Origin of the sequence: Flavobacterium rhizosphaerae, from assembly GCF_046000445.1 — a bacterium.
Classification (GTDB): Bacteria; Bacteroidota; Bacteroidia; order Flavobacteriales; family Flavobacteriaceae; genus Flavobacterium; species Flavobacterium rhizosphaerae.
Genome location: NZ_JBELPZ010000006.1, coordinates 106,101 through 124,056, shown reverse-complemented (window position 1 = coordinate 124,056; position 17,956 = coordinate 106,101). Strand labels below are relative to the sequence as shown.

The following is a 17,956-nucleotide window of genomic DNA, read 5'->3' as shown; positions in this document are numbered from 1 at the left end:
GTGCTACTTTACTACTTCAAGCCCCATTTTTTTAGCATGTTCCATCATAAAATCATGGGCAGCCTGATATTCATTATCTATTTCACCTTCCAGTATAGCCTCTTTTATAGCTTCTTTTAAAACGCCTATTTCCCGCGACGGTTTCAGGTTGAATATTTCCATAATTTCTTCCCCTGTAATAGGTGGCTGAAAGTTACGCACATGATCGCGCTCCTCAACCTCCACAATTTTCTGGCGTACTATTTTAAAGTTATTATGGTATTTTTTAAACTTTTTAGGATTTTTGGTGGTAATGTCTGCTTCGCATAGTGTCATCAGGCTGTCAATATCCTCACCGGCATCAAAAATAAGGCGGCGTACTGCGCTGTCAGTTACAATATCCTGCGCCAGTATAATAGGCCGGGAGCTGAGCATTACCATTTTGGAAACAAACTTCATTTTGTTGTTTAGCGGCATGTGCAGGCGTTCAAACAATTTTTTTACCATTTTGCCACCTAAAAACTCATGCCCATGAAATGTCCATCCCTGTTTTTTTACAAACCTCTTGGTTGGCGCTTTACCTATATCATGCAGGAGTGCCGCCCAGCGTAGCCATACATCATCGGTATTTTGGGCTATATTATCTACAACTTCCAGTGTATGGTAAAAATTATCTTTATGCGTTTGGCCTTCTACTTCTTCAACCCCCTTAAGGGCGGTAAGTTCCGGTAAAATAATATCTAAAAGACCTGTGTTATACAACAGCTTAAAACCAACAGACGGTACGGGGGCCGCCAGTATTTTATTCAGCTCATCCACAATACGCTCATTGGTGATGATCTTTATACGGTCTTTATTACGCGTTATGGCATTAAGCGACTTTTCTTCAATAGTAAAGTTAAGCTGTGTGGCAAAACGTATGGCGCGCATCATCCGCAGGGGATCATCACTGTAGGTAATATCCGGATCTAAAGGGGTGCGTATTATTTTATTTTCTAAGTCGTCTACACCATTAAAAGGATCAACCAGTTCACCGAAATTTTCTTCAGAAAGTGATAGTGCCAATGCATTAATAGTAAAATCACGGCGGTTCTGGTCGTCTTCCAGCGTACCGTTTTCTACTATGGGGTTGCGGCTGTCTTCGCGATAGCTTTCTTTGCGGGCGCCTACAAACTCCACATCAATATCCTGATACCTTAGCATGGCAGTGCCATAGGTTTTAAAAACCTGTACTTTGGTTTTTTTGGGTATAAGCTGTGCCACTTTTTCAGCAAGTGCTATACCGCTGCCCACCGCAACAATATCAATGTCTTTTTTTAAATTGCGCTGTAATAAAAAATCACGCACATAGCCTCCAATAACATAGCTTTCTACATTAATAGCTTTGGCAGCCTGAGCGGTAATATCAAAAATTTTATTTGTAAGAGCTTCTTTGTATGAAGTTTTTCTTTCCATTATGGGCGTATCACTTTAACCGTCATGTCATTCCCCAACTTAATAATAGCCGAGGGTTTGGCGGCAATTTTATCGTGGTGCAAATTTACAATATAGTCTACGCCGTCCAAAATATGGTGGTCAATTTCTTTAAAAGAAGACGGGGTAGGCTGCCCGCTTATATTTGCCGAGGTTGAAACCAGTGGTTTTTTCATGCGTTCCATCAGCTTATAGCAAAAAGGCTCGGTTACCATGCGTACCCCAAGGGTGTTATCCGGTGCTATGAGGTTAGGGGACACATTACGTGGCTTATCCAGTACAAAAGTAGTGGGCTTTTCGGTCAGGTCCATAATCTGGAATGCTGTTTCAGGAATTTCATTGAATATCTGGTACAGCAAGCGGTCACTATTTACCAGTACAATCATGCTTTTGCTTTCGGCACGCATTTTCAGGTCATAAATCTTTTTAACCGCATCGGGGTTGGTAGCGTCGCAACCAATACCCCAAACGGTATCGGTAGGGTAAAGGATGATGCCCCCGGCCTTTATGGCTTCAAAGGCATTATGTACCTCCTTGTTGATTATATCTTTTTCTGTCATTGGTAACTATTTAAAACGTCAACTATAGTTTTAACTTCTTCATCGGTAAGTACCGGGCTTATAGGCAAACTCAACACCTCATTATGGATAACCTCAGTAATAGGGAATGATAGGTGGTTGTATATTGCATATGCCTGTTGTTTATAAGGCGGTATAGGATAATGTATTAAGGTTTGTATGCCATTATCTGTTAAATACTGCTGTAGCCTGTCACGTTGCGGTGTGCGGATTACAAATAAATGCCATACATGCGCTTTTTCATCTTGCGGGGCTTGGGGCAGTTTTATTACTGCATTTTTTATATTTTGACTATAATAATTTGCAATTTCCCTGCGGCGGCTATTTTCAGCATCAAGATGCTTTAGTTTTTCATCCAGTACCGCTGCCTGAATTTCATCCAGCCTGCTGTTTAACCCTTTATACTTATTTACATATTTTTCTTCGCTGCCGTAATTAGCCAGCGCCCGTACAACTTCTGCCAGATCATCATCATTAGTGCTTACAGCACCGCCATCGCCCAATGCGCCTAAATTTTTGCCCGGGTAAAAACTGAAACCGGAGGCATCGCCAAGGTTCCCGGTTTTAATACCGTTCCATTCCGCGCCAATTGCCTGGGCATTATCTTCAATAATTTTAAGGTTATATTTTTCAGTCAAAGCTTTTAACTGCTCACTAAAAACGGCCTGCCCATACAAATGCACCACCATTATAGCTTTAGTTTTTTTAGTTATGGCGTCCTCAATTTTAGCTATATCTATATTAAAGGTTGCTGTTTCCGGCTCAACAAATACAGGGGTAAGGTTATTATCGGTAACGGCGAGTACCGAGGCTATATAGGTATTGGCGGGTACTATAACTTCATCACCCGGCTGCATAAAGCCAAGCGCTGTATACCCTTTAAAAATAAGCCGCAGGGCATCCAGCCCATTGGCTACACCTATTATATGCTTTGTGGCTATATATTGTGAAAGGTTTTGCTCAAACTGCTTTACTTCCTGCCCTAAAAGATACCATCCGCTGCGAAAGGTTTTCAGCAGCCGTGCTTCTATAGCTTCCCGGTGGGCAAGGTTCATTTTTTTCAGGTCGAGAAATTTTATCATCACAAATACAAATTTCAGGCAAAAATACCGAAAAGTTTATCAAAGCGGTTATGTTGGCAGCGCTATCGGGTTAAAAAAGCGATAATTAGCTTGTGCTTTATAGCATAAGTAATATTTTTGCTGAAAATTGACTACTACATGAGGCTTATTCAGTTTAGCGCAGCCAAAGGATGGCGGGGCCACGAACAGAAAATTATCTACCTTTATGAAGCCTTTAAAGACTTTGGCTATGTAGAAGACCAGTGGATTGTTTGTGTGGAAGGCTCTGAACTGCATAAGGCTGCACAGGCAAAGAATATGCAAACCATTACGTTTGACCTGAAAGGCGAATATGACCTGAAGTTTGCCAAACGGTTTAAAAATATAGCCGACCAGACAAAGGCAGATGTAATTTTTATACACAGCAGTAAAGCACATACACTTTCGGTTTTATCATCGCTGGTATATGGGTTAAAAGTGCCTTTGGTGTTATGCCGTACCATGATTAAACGTGTTGATACCAATATATTACGCAAGTGGAAGTATAATTATAAAGCCATTAAAAAAATAATATGTGTTTCGCACCCGGTTGTTAATGTGCTTAAGTATGCCGTAAAAGACCATTCTAAACTTTGCGTGGTAGGCAGTGTTACCGATGTGCATAAATTTAAATATGCCGATACCGCTATACTGCATAAAGAGTATGCTATTGCGCCCGGTTATAAAATTATAGGCAATATAGCGGCATTTACAGGTATGAAAGACCTGCATACCTGGATAAGGACAGTTGCTGAACTGAATAAAAGGGGGCTGAAAGCTAAATATATTTTAGTAGGTGAAGGCCCTCAGGAGGCTGAAATAAAAGCTCTTGCCGAAGAACTTGGCGTAGCGCAGGAAATTATTTTTACAGGTTTCAGGAAAGATATACCGCAGATACTGCCTGAATTTGACCTGTTTTTATTTACCAGTAATAATGAGCCTACAGGGGGTGTATTGTTAGAGTGCTATGCCTGCCATGTACCTGTGGTGGCTGCCAACGCAGGAGGTATACCCGAAGTGGTTCAGGATGGCGTTACCGGGCTGATGGCCGAAGTAGGCAACCCTGAAAGTTTTGCCGATAAGATAATGTATATGCTTGACAACCCTGATTTGCAGGAAAAATTTACTAAAAACGGCTACCAGTTTCTTTTAGGTAACTTTACTAAAGAGGTTATTGCTAAAAAAATGTTTGATGAGCTGCAGGCTGTGGCAACCGCTAAATAGTTATTGTTTTAACCTGTAAATGCCCAATGCTTTCTTCAGGGTTTTATTAAACAACACCCAGTTTACATATAGCGCATTTTTAAAGCTGGTAAACCACCATTTGCTGTAGGGCAAAATATTGGCTGCAATGGTAGCACTCATTTCTTTGGAAAGAATGAAATCATTTTTCACATCATCCCAGGTAATATTGCCATAACCGTCAAATTCATTTACCTTGTTTTTTTCGTGTATTATAGACATCCACAGGCGTTTATCAGTAACCTGAATAATACGTGTTTCTTTTTTCCAGTGGTTATGGTCGTTCTTCCATACCGTTTTTGGATCGTCATTTTTTTCTATAAGGCTTATAAAAGGGTTAAAAACATGCTCTTTTTTACCCAGCATTATTACAGGTTTTATTTGTAGCGAATATCCTTTTATAACATCAATAGCCAGGTACTCCTGCTGGTTGAATTTTTTCTGCACTTCATCAATAAACGTATTGCGTATACAGTCATCATTATCAATACGGCTTGTAATAAGGTAGGGGATATCTGCTGTTTCTGCTGTAATAAGCTTTTTAATTTCAGGATAAAAAGCCGGCATACCTTCAATATACATCAGCCTAATGTTGGGCTCATCCCCTATAATTTCAGCTATTTTTTGGCGGTAAGTTTGTGGCGTAGTAATATCAAAATAAATAAGCCATGTAAAATTACGGTTTGTTTGTGCTACTACAGAGGGGTAACAAAAATTTTTAAACAGCCATAGGCGGTGCTCCAGCCACTCATCAGTAAGCAGGCTTTCTTTATTTTTTGTTACATCCCATTTGGGATTTTTAAGGTTAAAACGCGTTATTAAATAATGGCTGAACATGCTTTTGATTTAGGCTTTAACCTGCAAAAATAAAATAGACGGTTTAAATGTGTGGTATAAAATGGTTATTTTTGTATAAATTTACTTTTCACAATGAATATAACCATTCATCCTGACTTTATTTCTCAATCTGCACCAATTAACCATATTATTACCCATTTTTCTACTGAAGGCACTTTATTTATTGATGGAAGGCGTAATAAGATTAAGACCTTTCCTTTAGGAGATATCACTGTAAATGTAAAATCGTTTAAAGTACCCAATTTTTTTAATAAAATAGCCTACCGTTTTTTACGGAGCAGCAAGGCACAGCGCTCTTATGAATATGCAAACCGCTTGATGGAAATGGGTATAGGGACCCCGCAGCCCATTGCCTTTTGCGAAAACAGCTCTTTGGTTTCTTTTAAAGATAGCTATTACATGAGCCTGCACATGACGCCCGACCTTACCTACAGGCAACTGATTGAGATACCCGATTACCCTGAACATGAAATTATACTACGGCAGTTTACAAAGTTTACGTTTAGGCTGCACGAAAAAGGGGTGGAGTTTAAAGACCACACCCCCGGTAATACCCTAATTAATAAAGTGGGCCCCGGCAGGTATGAATTTTTTTTGGTGGACCTTAACCGGATGACATTTCATAACCGGCCCATGACGCTGGAAGAGCGTATTAAAAATATGTCTAAGCTTACCCCGGAGCGCCACCTGACTGAAGTAATGAGCGATGAGTATGCTAAATTATATGGCAGGCCTTTTGAAGAGGTTTTTTCGCTGATGGTAAAGCATGCGCAGTATTTTGCCACCCGTTTTCACCGTAAACGCGCTATTAAACGTGCCCTTGGGCTCAGAAAAAAGTAATATCTTTGCACCCTGAATAAATAAAGTAATGTAACTGCTGATAGTTAATGGTTTACATTCTTTACAAATTTACCTGACATGAAAATATCTGTAATAGTAAGTACCTATAATGCTGAGAAGTGGCTGGAAAAAGTACTTATAGGCTATAGCAACCAAACCTATAAAGATTTTGAGCTTATTGTAGCCGATGATGGATCCCGCCCTGCTACAAAAGAACTGATTGACCGTTATGCTGCCGCTTACCCTGTGCCGTTGCGACACCTTTGGCATGAGGATGAAGGGTACCGCCGCCAGGAGATACTTAATGTAGCTATTACAGAAGCCGCCAATGAGTATATAATTATGACGGATGGGGATTGCATACCCCGTGAGGATTTTGTTGAGGTGCATGCCAAATATGCCGAAAGAGGCCGTTTTCTGTCAGGCGGGTATTGTAAACTTACCATGAAAACCAGTGAGACCATTACCAAAGAAGATATTTTAAAGGGCCGCTGTTTTGATGCAAACTGGCTTAAAAAAATAGATAAACTTGGCTTTAGCCAGATGCTTAAATTAACTTCGGGTGCCATACTGGGTACGGTGCTTGATGCCGTAACCCCTACCAATGCCTCATTTAACAATTGTAACTCCAGCGGTTTCAAAGATGATATGATAGCTATTAACGGTTATGATGAACGTATGAAATATGGCGGACCCGACCGTGAGTTTGGCGAACGCCTTGAAAACTTTGGCGTTAAAGGCAAACAGATACGCCATAAAGCGGTATGCCTGCATTTAGACCACAGCAGGGGCTATAAAACGCCGGAATCACTTGCGGCTAACCTTGCCATACGCAAAGAGGTTAAGGACAAAAAAATTAAATGGACGCCTTACGGCATTGTTAAAGGTGGTGAGGCTCAGTCTGCTTAACTATATGCGTTACAAATTTTTTCAGCTTATTTTCAAACAGACTGAAGGTTAATTTTTTGTACAGCTCTGTTGCCTTGTCTTTAAACTCTTTAGGGTGCTTTTCACCGTATAAATCGGGATAATAATCCTGCAGGTGTATGGCTTCATGTTTTTCCCCATCCTCCAGCATATTCCATGATGTTTTATTTATCCATGGGGAAAATATTGTGAATGTAGGTATATCCAGCGCTTTGGCCATGTTAACAGCCCCACCTTCATTACCTATCAAGGCAATACACTGCGATACAACAGCCATAAAACCGCGCAGGCTGTCTATATAAAAATCAAAAAGTATTTTTGAACGGGTTTCCGGCAGGCATAAGTTATATATTTCCTGTGCCAGCGGGGTTTGTTTTGGCAGGTAATTAAAAATAAGTTTTATATTATTATTTTTAGCTACAGCATCAATAACCTTAGCCATTTCTGCCGCCGGAAGGCTTTTTATAACATCGCTGCCCAATACGCTAACCATAATAACAGGTACCTGGCCTGCCCATTGCTTTATTTTTTGTGCAGCTTCCTGCTTTTCTTCCGGTTTCAGGTATATTTTAGGGAATGCAGGCTGCTCTGCCGTGCCGGTAAGGGCCTCGGCCAGCTGCATGCGGTGCACCAGTGCCGAATCCGGCACGCGCCAGTTTGGCTCTATGGTATTATCATAGAAAAAAGAGGTGTACCATTTTTTATACCCAATACGGGTTTTAGCACCTGATACCAGTGTTATTATACCGCTCTCCCATTTGTTATAGGCATCAATAACCGCATCATACTTTTTTTTGCGGATAGAAAGGGCAAAACGTATAAGCTTATACCGGTTTTTGCGAAAATCATCTTTATAAAGTATGATATTATCTATATACGGGTTATGCTCTACAACCGGCATAGTAAAATCATAAATCATATAATCTATTTCGCTTTCGGGGTATGCTTTTTTCAGGATACGGCAAATACTGCTGCTGGCTAACACATCGCCTATCATTTTTTGCTGTATTACCAACACTTTGCGGGGCACCTTATTCATTTCTTTTAGGTACACATACCTCATATAAACGTGGTAGCCTAAAATATGGGCTATTTCATAGCCGCGCCTGCCATTAAAAAAACCAAATTTTAAAACATAATATTTAAAAAACCGGAAGGCCGGGCGTATGGTAAAATGAAAAACATTAGGGCGTATGCCCTCGGCATAAAACTCCCGGGCTTTTAGCTTTGAGTATTGCAGCCTTTTATTTAAAAAGTCTTGTTTATTTATAAAAGAGTAGTGCTCTATAGGATATTTGAGCACACGGCTTTTGCCGTTTATTTCCAGCTTTTCGTGTACCAGTTTATCAGTATACCGGCATTTTGATTTCCTGAAAACCCTTGCAGTGCGGTCTTCGTTAAAATTAGTGTTTACCAGCGGCCTGCCCTGGTAATAAAAAACCCGTTTTACCCATAAGGCAACTTCTTCGGGCTCATTGTTTAGTATGTATATTATTTCATCAATACCTTTTTGGGTAATCCGCTCATCGGCATCAAAAAACATTACCCAGTCATATGTAGCAAGGTCTAATGTATAGTTTCTTTGTGAAGAAAAGTCATCAAAAGCACGCTGGTGAAAACGCACATGCGGAAACTCCTGTTTAATAATGGTAGGGGTATCGTCTGTACTGTAAGAATCTACTATAACAATTTCATCTGCAAACGACATGTTTTGCAGATATTTGCGTATGTTATGCTCCTCGTTATAAACTATGGCAAGGGCAGATATTTTAATTTTATTATCGCTCATTAGTTATATTAAACAGCCACATCATATTCCCTTAGTGCATTATTAAGCGATGTTTTAAGGTCGGTACTTGGTTTACGTTTACCAATAATAAGTGCGCAGGGCACCTGGTATTCCCCCGCAGGGAATTTTTTGGTATAGGTACCCGGTATTACCACACTTCGTGCAGGTACCACACCTTTTGTTTCAACAGGTGTATCTCCGGTTACATCTATAATTTTTGTACTGGCGGTAAGGCAAACGTTGGCGCCCAGTACTGCTTCTTTTTCTACACGCACACCTTCTACTACAATACAGCGTGAGCCTATAAAAGCGCCGTCTTCAATAATTACTGGGGCTGCCTGAAGCGGCTCTAACACACCGCCTATGCCTACACCACCACTAAGGTGTACATTTTTGCCTATTTGTGCGCAACTGCCTACAGTAGCCCAGGTATCTACCATGGTGCCCTCATCTACAAAGGCGCCAATGTTTACATAGCTTGGCATAAGTATAACACCCGATGATATATAGGCGCCATGGCGCGCCACAGCATTAGGTACTACGCGTATGCCTTTTTCGGCATAATTATGTTTAAGCGGCATTTTATCGTGATATTCAAAAATGCCGGCTTCAAGGGTTTCCATTTTCTGGATTGGAAAATACATTACCACTGCTTTTTTTACCCACTCATTAACCTGCCAGCCGCCCTCAACAGGTTCGGCAACGCGTAATGTGCCTGCATCAAGCAGTTCAATCACTTCGCGTATGGCTTTGGTTGTGGTTTCATTTTGCAATAACTGCCTGTCTTCCCACGCAGCTTCTATAGTGGATTTAAGAGTGTTCATTTATTGTTAGCGTTTTGGCAAAGATAATAATCTGATTAAATATTAGTAGGTATTAAAATAAAATATCGCCACCATAATAAGCCTGTATTTTGTGATGAGACATAATTTAAAGTACTTTTGTATAAAAACTGAATTATATGCGCATTGTTGCCATAGATTACGGGCTTAAGCGTACCGGGATAGCAGTAACCGATGAGTTGCAGCTTATAGCTTCGGGGCTTACCACAATACCCTCTCAAACCACCCTGTCATTTTTAAAAGATTATTTTGAAAAGGAAAAGGTAGAAAAAGTGCTTATTGGCGACCCGAAACAAATGAACGGGCAACCCTCTGAAAGTGCACCGCTTATTGAGGGGTTTGTAACTGCGTTTAAAAATACATTTCCGGATATGGAAATTGTGCGTACCGATGAACGCTTTACCAGTAAAATGGCTTTTCAGACCATGATTAGCAGTGGGTTAAAGAAGAAGCAAAGGCAAAATAAAGCCCTTATAGATGAAATTTCGGCAACAATAATGCTACAGGATTATTTATCACAAAAAAATAACCTGTTTTAATTTCACTTTAAACAAAAATTACTTTTTAACATATATATAGCTTCTACAGTGTTACTATTTTAATGCTTTAGAAGTAAATTTGCAAATTGAAATTTAGTACAATGTCTGCAACTGAAAAACAGGAACCCGAAGTAATTTTAATAGGCGCCGGGATAATGAGCGCTACCCTTGGTATGTTTTTAAAAGAACTGATGCCTGAGGTTAAAATTGATATATATGAAAGGCTTGATGTGGCTGCTGCCGAAAGTTCTGATGCGTGGAATAACGCCGGAACGGGCCACTCGGCTTTTTGTGAGCTTAATTATACACCCGAGCTGCCCAATGGCGAAATTGAAACCGTGAAGGCGGTAAAAATTGCCGAATGGTTTGAGGTTTCCAAACAATTCTGGTCTTACTTGGTAGAGAAAGACAGGATTACCAACCCCGAAGATTTTGTGCGCAGCATACCGCACATGAGTTTTGTTTGGGGCAAAGAAAATGTGGAGTACCTTAAAAAGCGTTTTGAGGCACTACAGCAGCATCCTCTTTTTAAAGGGATGGAATATACTGAAGACCGTAATACCATAGCCTCTTGGGTACCGCTTATTATGGAGGGGCGCAAGAATGATGAGCCTGTGGCCTTAACCCGTATGAAGATTGGTACCGATGTGAACTTTGGTGAACTTACCCGTGATATGTTTGCCTGGCTTGGCGAGCAGGAAGGTGTGAACATACATTTTGGACATGAGGTAAGAAGCATGAGGCGCTCAAAAAGTGGCAGTAATAAATGGAAACTGAAAATAAAGAATTTAGAAAGCGGCGATAAAATACGCAAATATGCCCATTTTGTATTTATTGGTGCAGGTGGAGGATCGCTACACCTGTTGGAGAAAGCCGATATACCCGAGGGTGATGGCTTTGGCGGTTTCCCGGTGAGTGGGCAATGGCTTCGCTGCGTTAATGAAGAGGTTATAGAAAAGCATGCGGCAAAAGTATATGGTAAGGCATCGGTTGGTGCACCACCCATGTCGGTACCGCACATAGATACCCGTATGATAAACGGTAAAAAAGAGTTACTTTTTGGCCCTTATGCCGGGTTTAGCACAAAATTTTTAAAACAGGGTTCGTATTTAGACCTCCCTACATCAATCAGGGCAAATAATATAGGTCCGATGCTGAGCGCGGGCTTCCATAATCTTTCGCTTACCAAATACCTCATTCAGCAAGTTACCCAAAGCAAAGAAGACAGGCTGAACGCGCTTAAAGAATACCTGCCCGAGGCTAATATGAAAGACTGGGTGCTTGAAACAGCCGGGCAACGGGTACAGGTGATTAAAAAAGACGAAAAAGAAGGCGGTAAACTGGAGTTTGGAACCGAGGTGATAAACAGTGCCGACGGTACACTGGCAGTACTGCTTGGGGCATCTCCGGGAGCAAGTACAGCAGTATCTATTATGCTTGATGTGATGCAACGTTGTTTTGCTGATAAAATGAACAGCGATGCATGGCAGCAAAAACTAAAAGCCATGATACCTTCTTACGGGCAACAGCTTAATGAAAACCCGCAACTACTTGCCAAAATGAGGCAAGATACCAGTAACGTATTGGGTTTGGTATCATTTGAAGAAGGGGTACAACAGTAATTTACCTACTATAATATTTATAAATCTGCCGGGGTTAATAGCCACGGCAGATTTTTTTATTATATTTAGAAAACCAAAACTACCAACATGCCAACTGTGAAACCTTATCTTCTTTTTATATGCTTTGTTCTCCTACTGCCTTTAATATTGTTTTCGCAGCCCAAAAGAGATTCCCTGCTTTCTAAAAATGTAAAAAATGTTGTGGATACATTGAATGTAATGGACTATTTAAGGAATCACGCATTACATTTTGGGGTTTTACCTAAAGAAAAATCAATAACTATAAACCCGACTTTTTTTACTAAAGGAAAAGATTCTGTTATAGAAAATAATCCGGTTCCGGCTATTGATATAGAAAAGTATTTAGAATTTGACACTAAAGGCATACCTGTCACGTGGAATGAGTTTTCCGAACGTGTAAGCCGTAAAAATATAGAGTGTTTATTGGGAATGATTAAAAATTACGGATATCTCTCTAATAAAAGGGTAAGGCTTTATAGTAATGATGATTTTAATGCCGTTTCAGTCTATATTAATGCTGCTCCCAAAGAATATAAAAAAGACTTATGGGAGGTAGTAAAAAAGGAATATAAAATTGGGAATATGGATGAAGGGGAGTATCTTATAAATGAATATATGCTTGGAAAAGGGCCGCGGGATTTTGAATTGTTTTTGAGAAAATACAAACGAAGAACCGGGAAAGATTTACAAATAATATTAGATAAACAATAGTTTTTTATTTCCTGTAAATCCCGTATCGCTGCATTGCATAATCATAATTCTCAAAATCAAAAAGTATAGGCTCTTTTAAAAAAGCATTGAGTTTTGAAGCTAATTCTTTATCAATTTCATAAGTAAAAACCAATTCATAATCATCTTTGGGTTCGGGTGTAAAAATAGTCAGCAGGCTTTCTAACGGTAAGTAGCTGATATCATATTCTCCTTTAATAAATTCTTCATCACCTTTTATATAATATTCTACAAAGGTATCTATACGTAAAAGGTCTTCAATTCTAACTGCTGCCATAGTAGTTTGGTTTCCGCTAAAATACAAAACACTTCCTGTCAATCTGTAATTCGTAATTTGAAATTCCTAATTGAGGATTAAAACGTTACTTTTGCAGAAAATACTATATCTGTGAATTATCTTTCTGTAGAAAATATATCCAAGTCGTTCGGGGAGCGCACCCTTTTTGAAAACATTTCTTTTGGTATCAATAAAGACCAGAAAATAGCCTTTGTAGCCAAAAACGGTAGTGGTAAAACCTCCATACTTAAAATTATTACCGGTGAAGATGAACCGGATACCGGCCAGGTGGTAATACGCAAAGAAATTAAAATGGCTTTTTTAAGTCAGGAACCTAACCTAACCCCGGACCTTACGATTGAGGAAAGTATTTTTGCGAGTGATAACGAGGTGCTTAAAGTTATTGAGCAATACGAAAAAGCGCTTGAAAACCCTGATGATGCCGAGGCCTACCAAAAAGCTTTTGAACGTATGGAACTGTTTAACGCGTGGGATTTTGAAACGCAGTACAAGCAGATACTTTCTAAACTGAAGATGGAAGACCTGAAACTGAAGGTTAAAAGCCTTTCGGGCGGGCAAAAGAAGAGGCTGGCACTGGCTATTATACTGATTAGTAAACCGGATTTACTTATTTTGGATGAGCCTACCAACCACCTGGACCTGGAAATGATTGAGTGGCTGGAAAGTTATTTTGCCAAAGAGAATATGACTCTTTTTATGGTAACGCACGACCGCTTTTTTTTAGAGCGTGTATGTAATGAAATTATAGAACTTGAAAATGGTAATCTGTATCAATATAAAGGTAATTACAGTTATTATTTAGAAAAGAAAGAAGAACGTATTGCTGCTGAAAACGCCAGTATAGACAAGGCTAAAAACCTGTTTGTTAAGGAGCTTGACTGGATGCGCCGTCAACCTAAGGCTCGTACTACAAAAAGTAAAAGCCGCCAGGACGATTTTTATGTAATTAAGGAAAAAGCCAACAGCCGCCGTAAAGAGCACCAGATGGAGCTGGAAATTAATATGGAGCGCATGGGCAGTAAAGTGGTAGAGCTTCATAACATAAGCAAGCGTTTTGGGGATAAAAAAATAGTAGAGGGGTTTGAGTATAATTTTAAGCGTGGTGAGCGTATAGGTATTATTGGTAAAAACGGCACTGGTAAGTCCACCTTTTTGAACCTGATTACCCAAACCCTGCAGCCCGATAGCGGTAAAGTTGTTATAGGCGAAACCATAAAAATAGGCTACTATACCCAAAGTGGCATTAACCCCAAGCCCGAACAAAAGGTTATTGATATTATTAAAGAATACGGCGAATTTATTCCGCTTTCTAAAGGGCGTATTATTTCGGCAGCCCAATTATTGGAACGGTTTTTATTTGACCGTAAAAAGCAATATGATTTTGTAGAAAAACTGAGCGGTGGAGAGCTTAAACGTTTGTACCTGTGTACGGTGCTGATTCAGAATCCTAATTTCCTGATACTGGATGAGCCAACAAACGACCTTGACATTGTTACGCTTAACGTGCTGGAACAGTTTCTGCTGGATTACCCCGGGTGTTTGCTGGTAGTGAGCCACGACCGTTATTTTATGGATAAAATTGTAGACCACCTGTTTGTTTTCAGGGGAGACGGGGTAGTGGAAGATTTCCCCGGAAATTACAGTGATTTCCGCAGTTATGAAGACAGTGCCGAGCCTGTTAAAGAGGAAAAAGCAGTTTCGGGCAATAATGATAAAAAATCATGGAAACAGGCCAATGTAAAAACTGGGCTTACTTTTAATGAGCAAAAGGAATTTGATAAAATAGAGCGGGAAATAAAAGACCTGGAAGCGGAAAAACTGACTATTGAGCAACAGTTTGCTGATGGTAGTGTTGCAGAAGGGGATATTACAGCAAAGTCTAAAGCGTTACAGCGTATTTTAGATACCCTTGAAGTGAAAACAGAACGTTGGTTTGAACTGAGTGCTAAGATGGAGTAAGTCCCAACGCAAAGGGAAAATTACAGTAATAGCGACAGTTTAGTTATCAACTTTAAACCCTATACACATAAAACCGCAAAGCTACATAAACTACTTATGGAATTCTGTGAATGCACACGGGGTACACTCACCGTTTGTGTATGCTTTTCTTACTGATGGTTTATATAGCGGCAGGAGGCTCCGCTTTACGCCTGAAAAAGGTATGAGCAAAAAAGCGTTGCAGGTGCTATTAGCTACCATGCGGTATTTTAAATCGTTTAAATTATTGGTGTTGGGTGAAGAGGCCGATGCCGTAACGGCGATGCTGCGGGATGTTGCTGAAAGGGAACAGGAAAAACTCTGGTTTTTCTCGGAACTGGCTCCTGTGCCGGGAGGCTTTGACCTTGGTATAGTTACCGGAAACGATACAGAAACCATAATGCCGGTTTTTCAACGGTTACTGCAGGATGCTAACCATAACAGTATTATTGCTTTAGCAGATATACACGCCACACCACAACGGGAAGCAGCATGGGAGGCGTTAAAAAAAGCCCCAAATGTTACGGTTACTATAGACACATATCATTTGGGACTCATTTTTATAAAAGCAGGGCAGGCAAAGCAACATTTTGTATTGCGCCCGTTCCGCTCTTTTATGCTCGATGCCCTTTTGGGCATCCGTAACCTTTGGGGCCTGTTGGCCTAATTGTTTCGCAGAGCTTTAGCCAGTTCGGCTTTGGTCATTTTACTGCGGCCTTCTATACCTACTTTTTTCGCCTCTTCATACAGGCTTTGCTTGGTGCGGTCTTCATAAGTGCCGGCTTTACCGCCACGTTTTTCTGCACCTTTGCTGTTGGCTATCCTTGCAGATTTTTGTTTGCTGTAGCCTTTGTCTCTAAGGGCCTCATACTGGTCTTTATCCTTAACCTGTGGCCCAGGTGATTTTTTACCTGGCATAACATTATAATTTTAAATTATGATATTAAAATTACATGATGTAATTATTTTAATGCGTTAACCATCAGTTAAGTATATTATAAAAAAATCGGTGTGGCTTTAAGAGCCACACCGATTAATATTTTGCTTTAGATAGTGCTTATTCAGCAGCTTCCTTAGCATCTTCGTTTTCTTCTCCTTTAGCAGTTATACGCTCCCATTTAAACATAGGGGCAAACTTAACTTTGATTTCAGCAATTTTGTTGTTGTCTTCAGAAGTTAAGCCTTCTTTTTCAACTGTATTTTTACGTGCATCAAGTGCTTCATACCAAGCTTTTATCTTATCAAGGTCTTGCCTAGAGTAAGAATCTTTGTTAGATTTAAATGTTTCAAAGAAATTTTGGTACACACTTAGTATATTATCTTTGTTAACCCAGGCAAAGCTCATATCGTTACCTACAACGTTGCCAGGCCCAAAAAATGTAGCTGCAAGAGTATCGCTGCCACTGTTAGAATTCATAGATTCTTTTGCATCATTTTTAATCTGGTCATACTTAGCTTTAGCTTCGTTATAACGCTCTTTAGCTTTCTCGTCCAGTTTTTCCATATTGGCTTCTGCTTCAGACATTTTAGCATTATACTCTGCCTCAATAGCATCCCAGTTTACAACACGGTCGTTACTGTCCAGCCTGTCAATTGAATCAACATATACCACATAATGGTCTACATTGCGCTCGGCAGTCATTTTAGCTTCATCCTTGCATGATGCTAATGATAATGTAATAGCAATTGCTCCTAATACTACTTTTAAATTTCTCATGGTTATTTTGTATTTTTATGTTACTTATACCATGTAAAATTACAAACACTTATAGGTGTTAACAATAAAATGTAGCTGTTATTAAGAATACTTTAGTAAATAGCCTCTAAACATCTCGCAGTTTAAGAATATATTAACAAAGTTGCTTCCCGGCTATTTAGTAAAAAATTAATAAATGCTGTAGAGCGCAAAAAACAAAAAAGCCCTTTGCAAGGCAAAAGGCTTTCTGTAGTCTGTTATATTTATATTATTAAGCGCGTACTGCTTTCCTTTTATTTGCAAAGTATAAAAATGCAAAAGCAATACCTATAATAGCTAACCATATAAGTTTTGAATCTATAGGCTCGGTGCCATCTCCTGGTTCCGGAGTGTCTTCAGTTCCACCTTGGGCGAATACAGCTAAATTGCTAATTAATAAAAAGGCCAGCATACACCATTTTAATATACTCTTTTTCATAATTTTTCAGGGGTTTAAATTACTCCAACAAAAATATAAAGTTAATCCTAAAAAAAAAATATTTTGTTGTTAATTTACTAAAAATTAATGCTATGGCTATATTTAGTAGCTGTTTAAGTTAAAACATTGCTTAAATTAAACTATTAATACCCACATGTTTGGTAGCATGTCGTATAAATTAAATTTAGTATTTTTAGCAAAAATTAAATAATGGGTAATACAATAATAGATATAAAAGATATAACAAGGGATTTCCCTTTAGGTACAGAAACCGTTAGGGTACTTAAAGGTATAGACCTTTTAATTAATAAAGGAGAATACGTTGCGCTTATGGGGCCTTCGGGGTCGGGTAAAAGTACCCTTATGAACATTTTGGGCTGCCTTGATACCCCTACGTCAGGCCGTTATGTGCTAAATGGTAAAGATGTAAGCGCAATGAGCGATGATGAACTGGCTACCATCCGTAATAAAGAAATAGGTTTTGTTTTTCAAACATTTAATTTACTGCCCCGTACTACGGCATTAGATAATGTGGCATTGCCTATGGTATATGCAGGGTTTAAAAAACCCGAGCGTACTAACCGCGCTACAGAGGTACTTACACAAGTAGGCCTTGCTGACAGGATGGACCACCAGCCCAACCAGCTATCAGGCGGGCAGCGCCAAAGGGTTGCTGTGGCCAGGGCGTTGGTTAACCACCCTTCTATCATACTGGCAGATGAGCCTACAGGTAACCTTGACAGTAAAACATCGGTTGAGATTATGGGGCTGTTTGATGAAATACATGCAAAAGGCAACACTGTTATACTGGTAACCCATGAAGAAGATATTGCCGAACATGCTCACCGCATTATACGCCTGCGCGACGGTGTTATTGAAAGTGACAACGTAAACCCACATAAATAGTTATTAGTTTACGGTCTGTTTGTTATGAGTACACGTAATAAACTTAAAAAAATTAGCAATCA

The 17,956-nt window shown here is 39.7% G+C and carries 19 protein-coding genes; 9 read left to right on the top strand and 10 right to left on the bottom strand.

The genetic code is table 11. From position 1 onward, the window contains the following. Window positions 1–3 precede the first annotated feature (3 nt). From ABS766_RS07985 to ABS766_RS07975, 3 genes are read right to left on the bottom strand one after another with little or no spacing between them, the layout of a single operon-like run. The gene (locus ABS766_RS07985; RefSeq protein WP_408084606.1) at window positions 4–1,434 is read right to left on the bottom strand and encodes a CCA tRNA nucleotidyltransferase; all 1,431 of its coding nucleotides are present in this window, start codon (window positions 1,432–1,434) and stop codon (window positions 4–6) included. Then, window positions 1,434–2,012: an L-threonylcarbamoyladenylate synthase gene (locus tag ABS766_RS07980; protein ID WP_408084605.1), complete on the bottom strand. Its 579-nt coding sequence runs from the start codon at window positions 2,010–2,012 to the stop codon at window positions 1,434–1,436. Before ABS766_RS07980 ends, ABS766_RS07985 begins: the two co-directional genes overlap by 1 nt. After that, window positions 2,009–3,112, bottom strand: a complete 1,104-nt coding sequence (locus ABS766_RS07975; protein WP_408084604.1) for a DegT/DnrJ/EryC1/StrS family aminotransferase — start codon at window positions 3,110–3,112, stop codon at window positions 2,009–2,011. Before ABS766_RS07975 ends, ABS766_RS07980 begins: the two co-directional genes overlap by 4 nt. A 138-nt stretch (window positions 3,113–3,250) precedes the next feature. Between ABS766_RS07975 and ABS766_RS07970 the strand changes: the two genes are divergently transcribed. Continuing rightward, a complete protein-coding gene (locus ABS766_RS07970) occupies window positions 3,251–4,354 on the top strand; it encodes a glycosyltransferase family 4 protein (protein WP_408084603.1) in 1,104 nt (367 codons plus the stop codon). Here the strand turns inward: ABS766_RS07970 and ABS766_RS07965 are convergent, their stop codons facing one another. Then, the gene (locus tag ABS766_RS07965; RefSeq protein ID WP_408084602.1) at window positions 4,355–5,209 is read right to left on the bottom strand and encodes a glycosyltransferase; all 855 of its coding nucleotides are present in this window, start codon (window positions 5,207–5,209) and stop codon (window positions 4,355–4,357) included. A gap of 93 nt (window positions 5,210–5,302) precedes the next feature. Between ABS766_RS07965 and ABS766_RS07960 the strand changes: the two genes are divergently transcribed. Continuing rightward, window positions 5,303–6,070: a protein kinase family protein gene (locus tag ABS766_RS07960; protein WP_408084601.1), complete on the top strand. Its 768-nt coding sequence runs from the start codon at window positions 5,303–5,305 to the stop codon at window positions 6,068–6,070. A gap of 78 nt (window positions 6,071–6,148) precedes the next feature. Beyond that, complete coding sequence (locus ABS766_RS07955; protein ID WP_408084600.1) at window positions 6,149–6,979, top strand: glycosyltransferase family 2 protein; 831 nt, start codon at window positions 6,149–6,151, stop codon at window positions 6,977–6,979. On the opposite strand, the gene ABS766_RS07950 is transcribed toward ABS766_RS07955, so the two are convergent. Then, window positions 6,951–8,786: a glycosyltransferase family 9 protein gene (locus tag ABS766_RS07950; RefSeq protein WP_408084599.1), complete on the bottom strand. Its 1,836-nt coding sequence runs from the start codon at window positions 8,784–8,786 to the stop codon at window positions 6,951–6,953. The two genes, ABS766_RS07955 and ABS766_RS07950, sit on opposite strands and share 29 nt — an antisense overlap. An 8-nt stretch (window positions 8,787–8,794) precedes the next feature. Beyond that, a complete protein-coding gene (locus tag ABS766_RS07945) occupies window positions 8,795–9,610 on the bottom strand; it encodes a 2,3,4,5-tetrahydropyridine-2,6-dicarboxylate N-succinyltransferase (RefSeq protein WP_408084598.1) in 816 nt (271 codons plus the stop codon). 137 nt (window positions 9,611–9,747) lie between these two features. Here ABS766_RS07945 and ruvX point away from each other — a divergent pair, with 137 nt between their 5' ends. From ruvX to ABS766_RS07930, 3 genes are all read left to right on the top strand, one after another. Continuing rightward, window positions 9,748–10,167, top strand: a complete 420-nt coding sequence (ruvX, locus tag ABS766_RS07940; protein WP_408084597.1) for a Holliday junction resolvase RuvX — start codon at window positions 9,748–9,750, stop codon at window positions 10,165–10,167. A 101-nt stretch (window positions 10,168–10,268) separates the two neighbouring features. Further along, a complete protein-coding gene (locus tag ABS766_RS07935) occupies window positions 10,269–11,789 on the top strand; it encodes a malate:quinone oxidoreductase (protein ID WP_408084596.1) in 1,521 nt (506 codons plus the stop codon). Between the two features lie 219 nt (window positions 11,790–12,008). Further along, window positions 12,009–12,521, top strand: a complete 513-nt coding sequence (locus tag ABS766_RS07930; RefSeq protein ID WP_408084595.1) for a hypothetical protein — start codon at window positions 12,009–12,011, stop codon at window positions 12,519–12,521. A 4-nt stretch (window positions 12,522–12,525) separates the two neighbouring features. Here ABS766_RS07930 and ABS766_RS07925 read toward each other — a convergent pair whose 3' ends face one another. Then, the gene (locus tag ABS766_RS07925; RefSeq protein ID WP_408084594.1) at window positions 12,526–12,816 is read right to left on the bottom strand and encodes a DUF7683 domain-containing protein; all 291 of its coding nucleotides are present in this window, start codon (window positions 12,814–12,816) and stop codon (window positions 12,526–12,528) included. Between the two features lie 111 nt (window positions 12,817–12,927). Here ABS766_RS07925 and ABS766_RS07920 point away from each other — a divergent pair, with 111 nt between their 5' ends. Further along, window positions 12,928–14,796 (top strand): ABC-F family ATP-binding cassette domain-containing protein, encoded by a 1,869-nt coding sequence (locus tag ABS766_RS07920; protein ID WP_408084593.1) that lies wholly within the window; start codon window positions 12,928–12,930, stop codon window positions 14,794–14,796. A gap of 106 nt (window positions 14,797–14,902) precedes the next feature. Continuing rightward, complete coding sequence (locus ABS766_RS07915) at window positions 14,903–15,481, top strand: hypothetical protein (protein WP_408084592.1); 579 nt, start codon at window positions 14,903–14,905, stop codon at window positions 15,479–15,481. On the opposite strand, the gene ABS766_RS07910 is transcribed toward ABS766_RS07915, so the two are convergent. The 3 genes from ABS766_RS07910 to ABS766_RS07900 form a co-directional block, all read right to left on the bottom strand. Next, the gene (locus tag ABS766_RS07910; protein WP_408084591.1) at window positions 15,478–15,732 is read right to left on the bottom strand and encodes a DUF7218 family protein; all 255 of its coding nucleotides are present in this window, start codon (window positions 15,730–15,732) and stop codon (window positions 15,478–15,480) included. The two genes, ABS766_RS07915 and ABS766_RS07910, sit on opposite strands and share 4 nt — an antisense overlap. 139 nt (window positions 15,733–15,871) lie before the next feature. Then, on the bottom strand, window positions 15,872–16,531 hold the full coding sequence (locus ABS766_RS07905; protein ID WP_408084590.1) for a hypothetical protein: 660 nt from the start codon (window positions 16,529–16,531) through the stop codon (window positions 15,872–15,874). Window positions 16,532–16,781: 250 nt separating this feature from the next. Then, window positions 16,782–16,988: a hypothetical protein gene (locus tag ABS766_RS07900; protein ID WP_408084589.1), complete on the bottom strand. Its 207-nt coding sequence runs from the start codon at window positions 16,986–16,988 to the stop codon at window positions 16,782–16,784. Window positions 16,989–17,198: 210 nt separating this feature from the next. Here ABS766_RS07900 and ABS766_RS07895 point away from each other — a divergent pair, with 210 nt between their 5' ends. Beyond that, window positions 17,199–17,894: an ABC transporter ATP-binding protein gene (locus ABS766_RS07895; RefSeq protein ID WP_408084588.1), complete on the top strand. Its 696-nt coding sequence runs from the start codon at window positions 17,199–17,201 to the stop codon at window positions 17,892–17,894. Window positions 17,895–17,956: the final 62 nt, after the last annotated feature.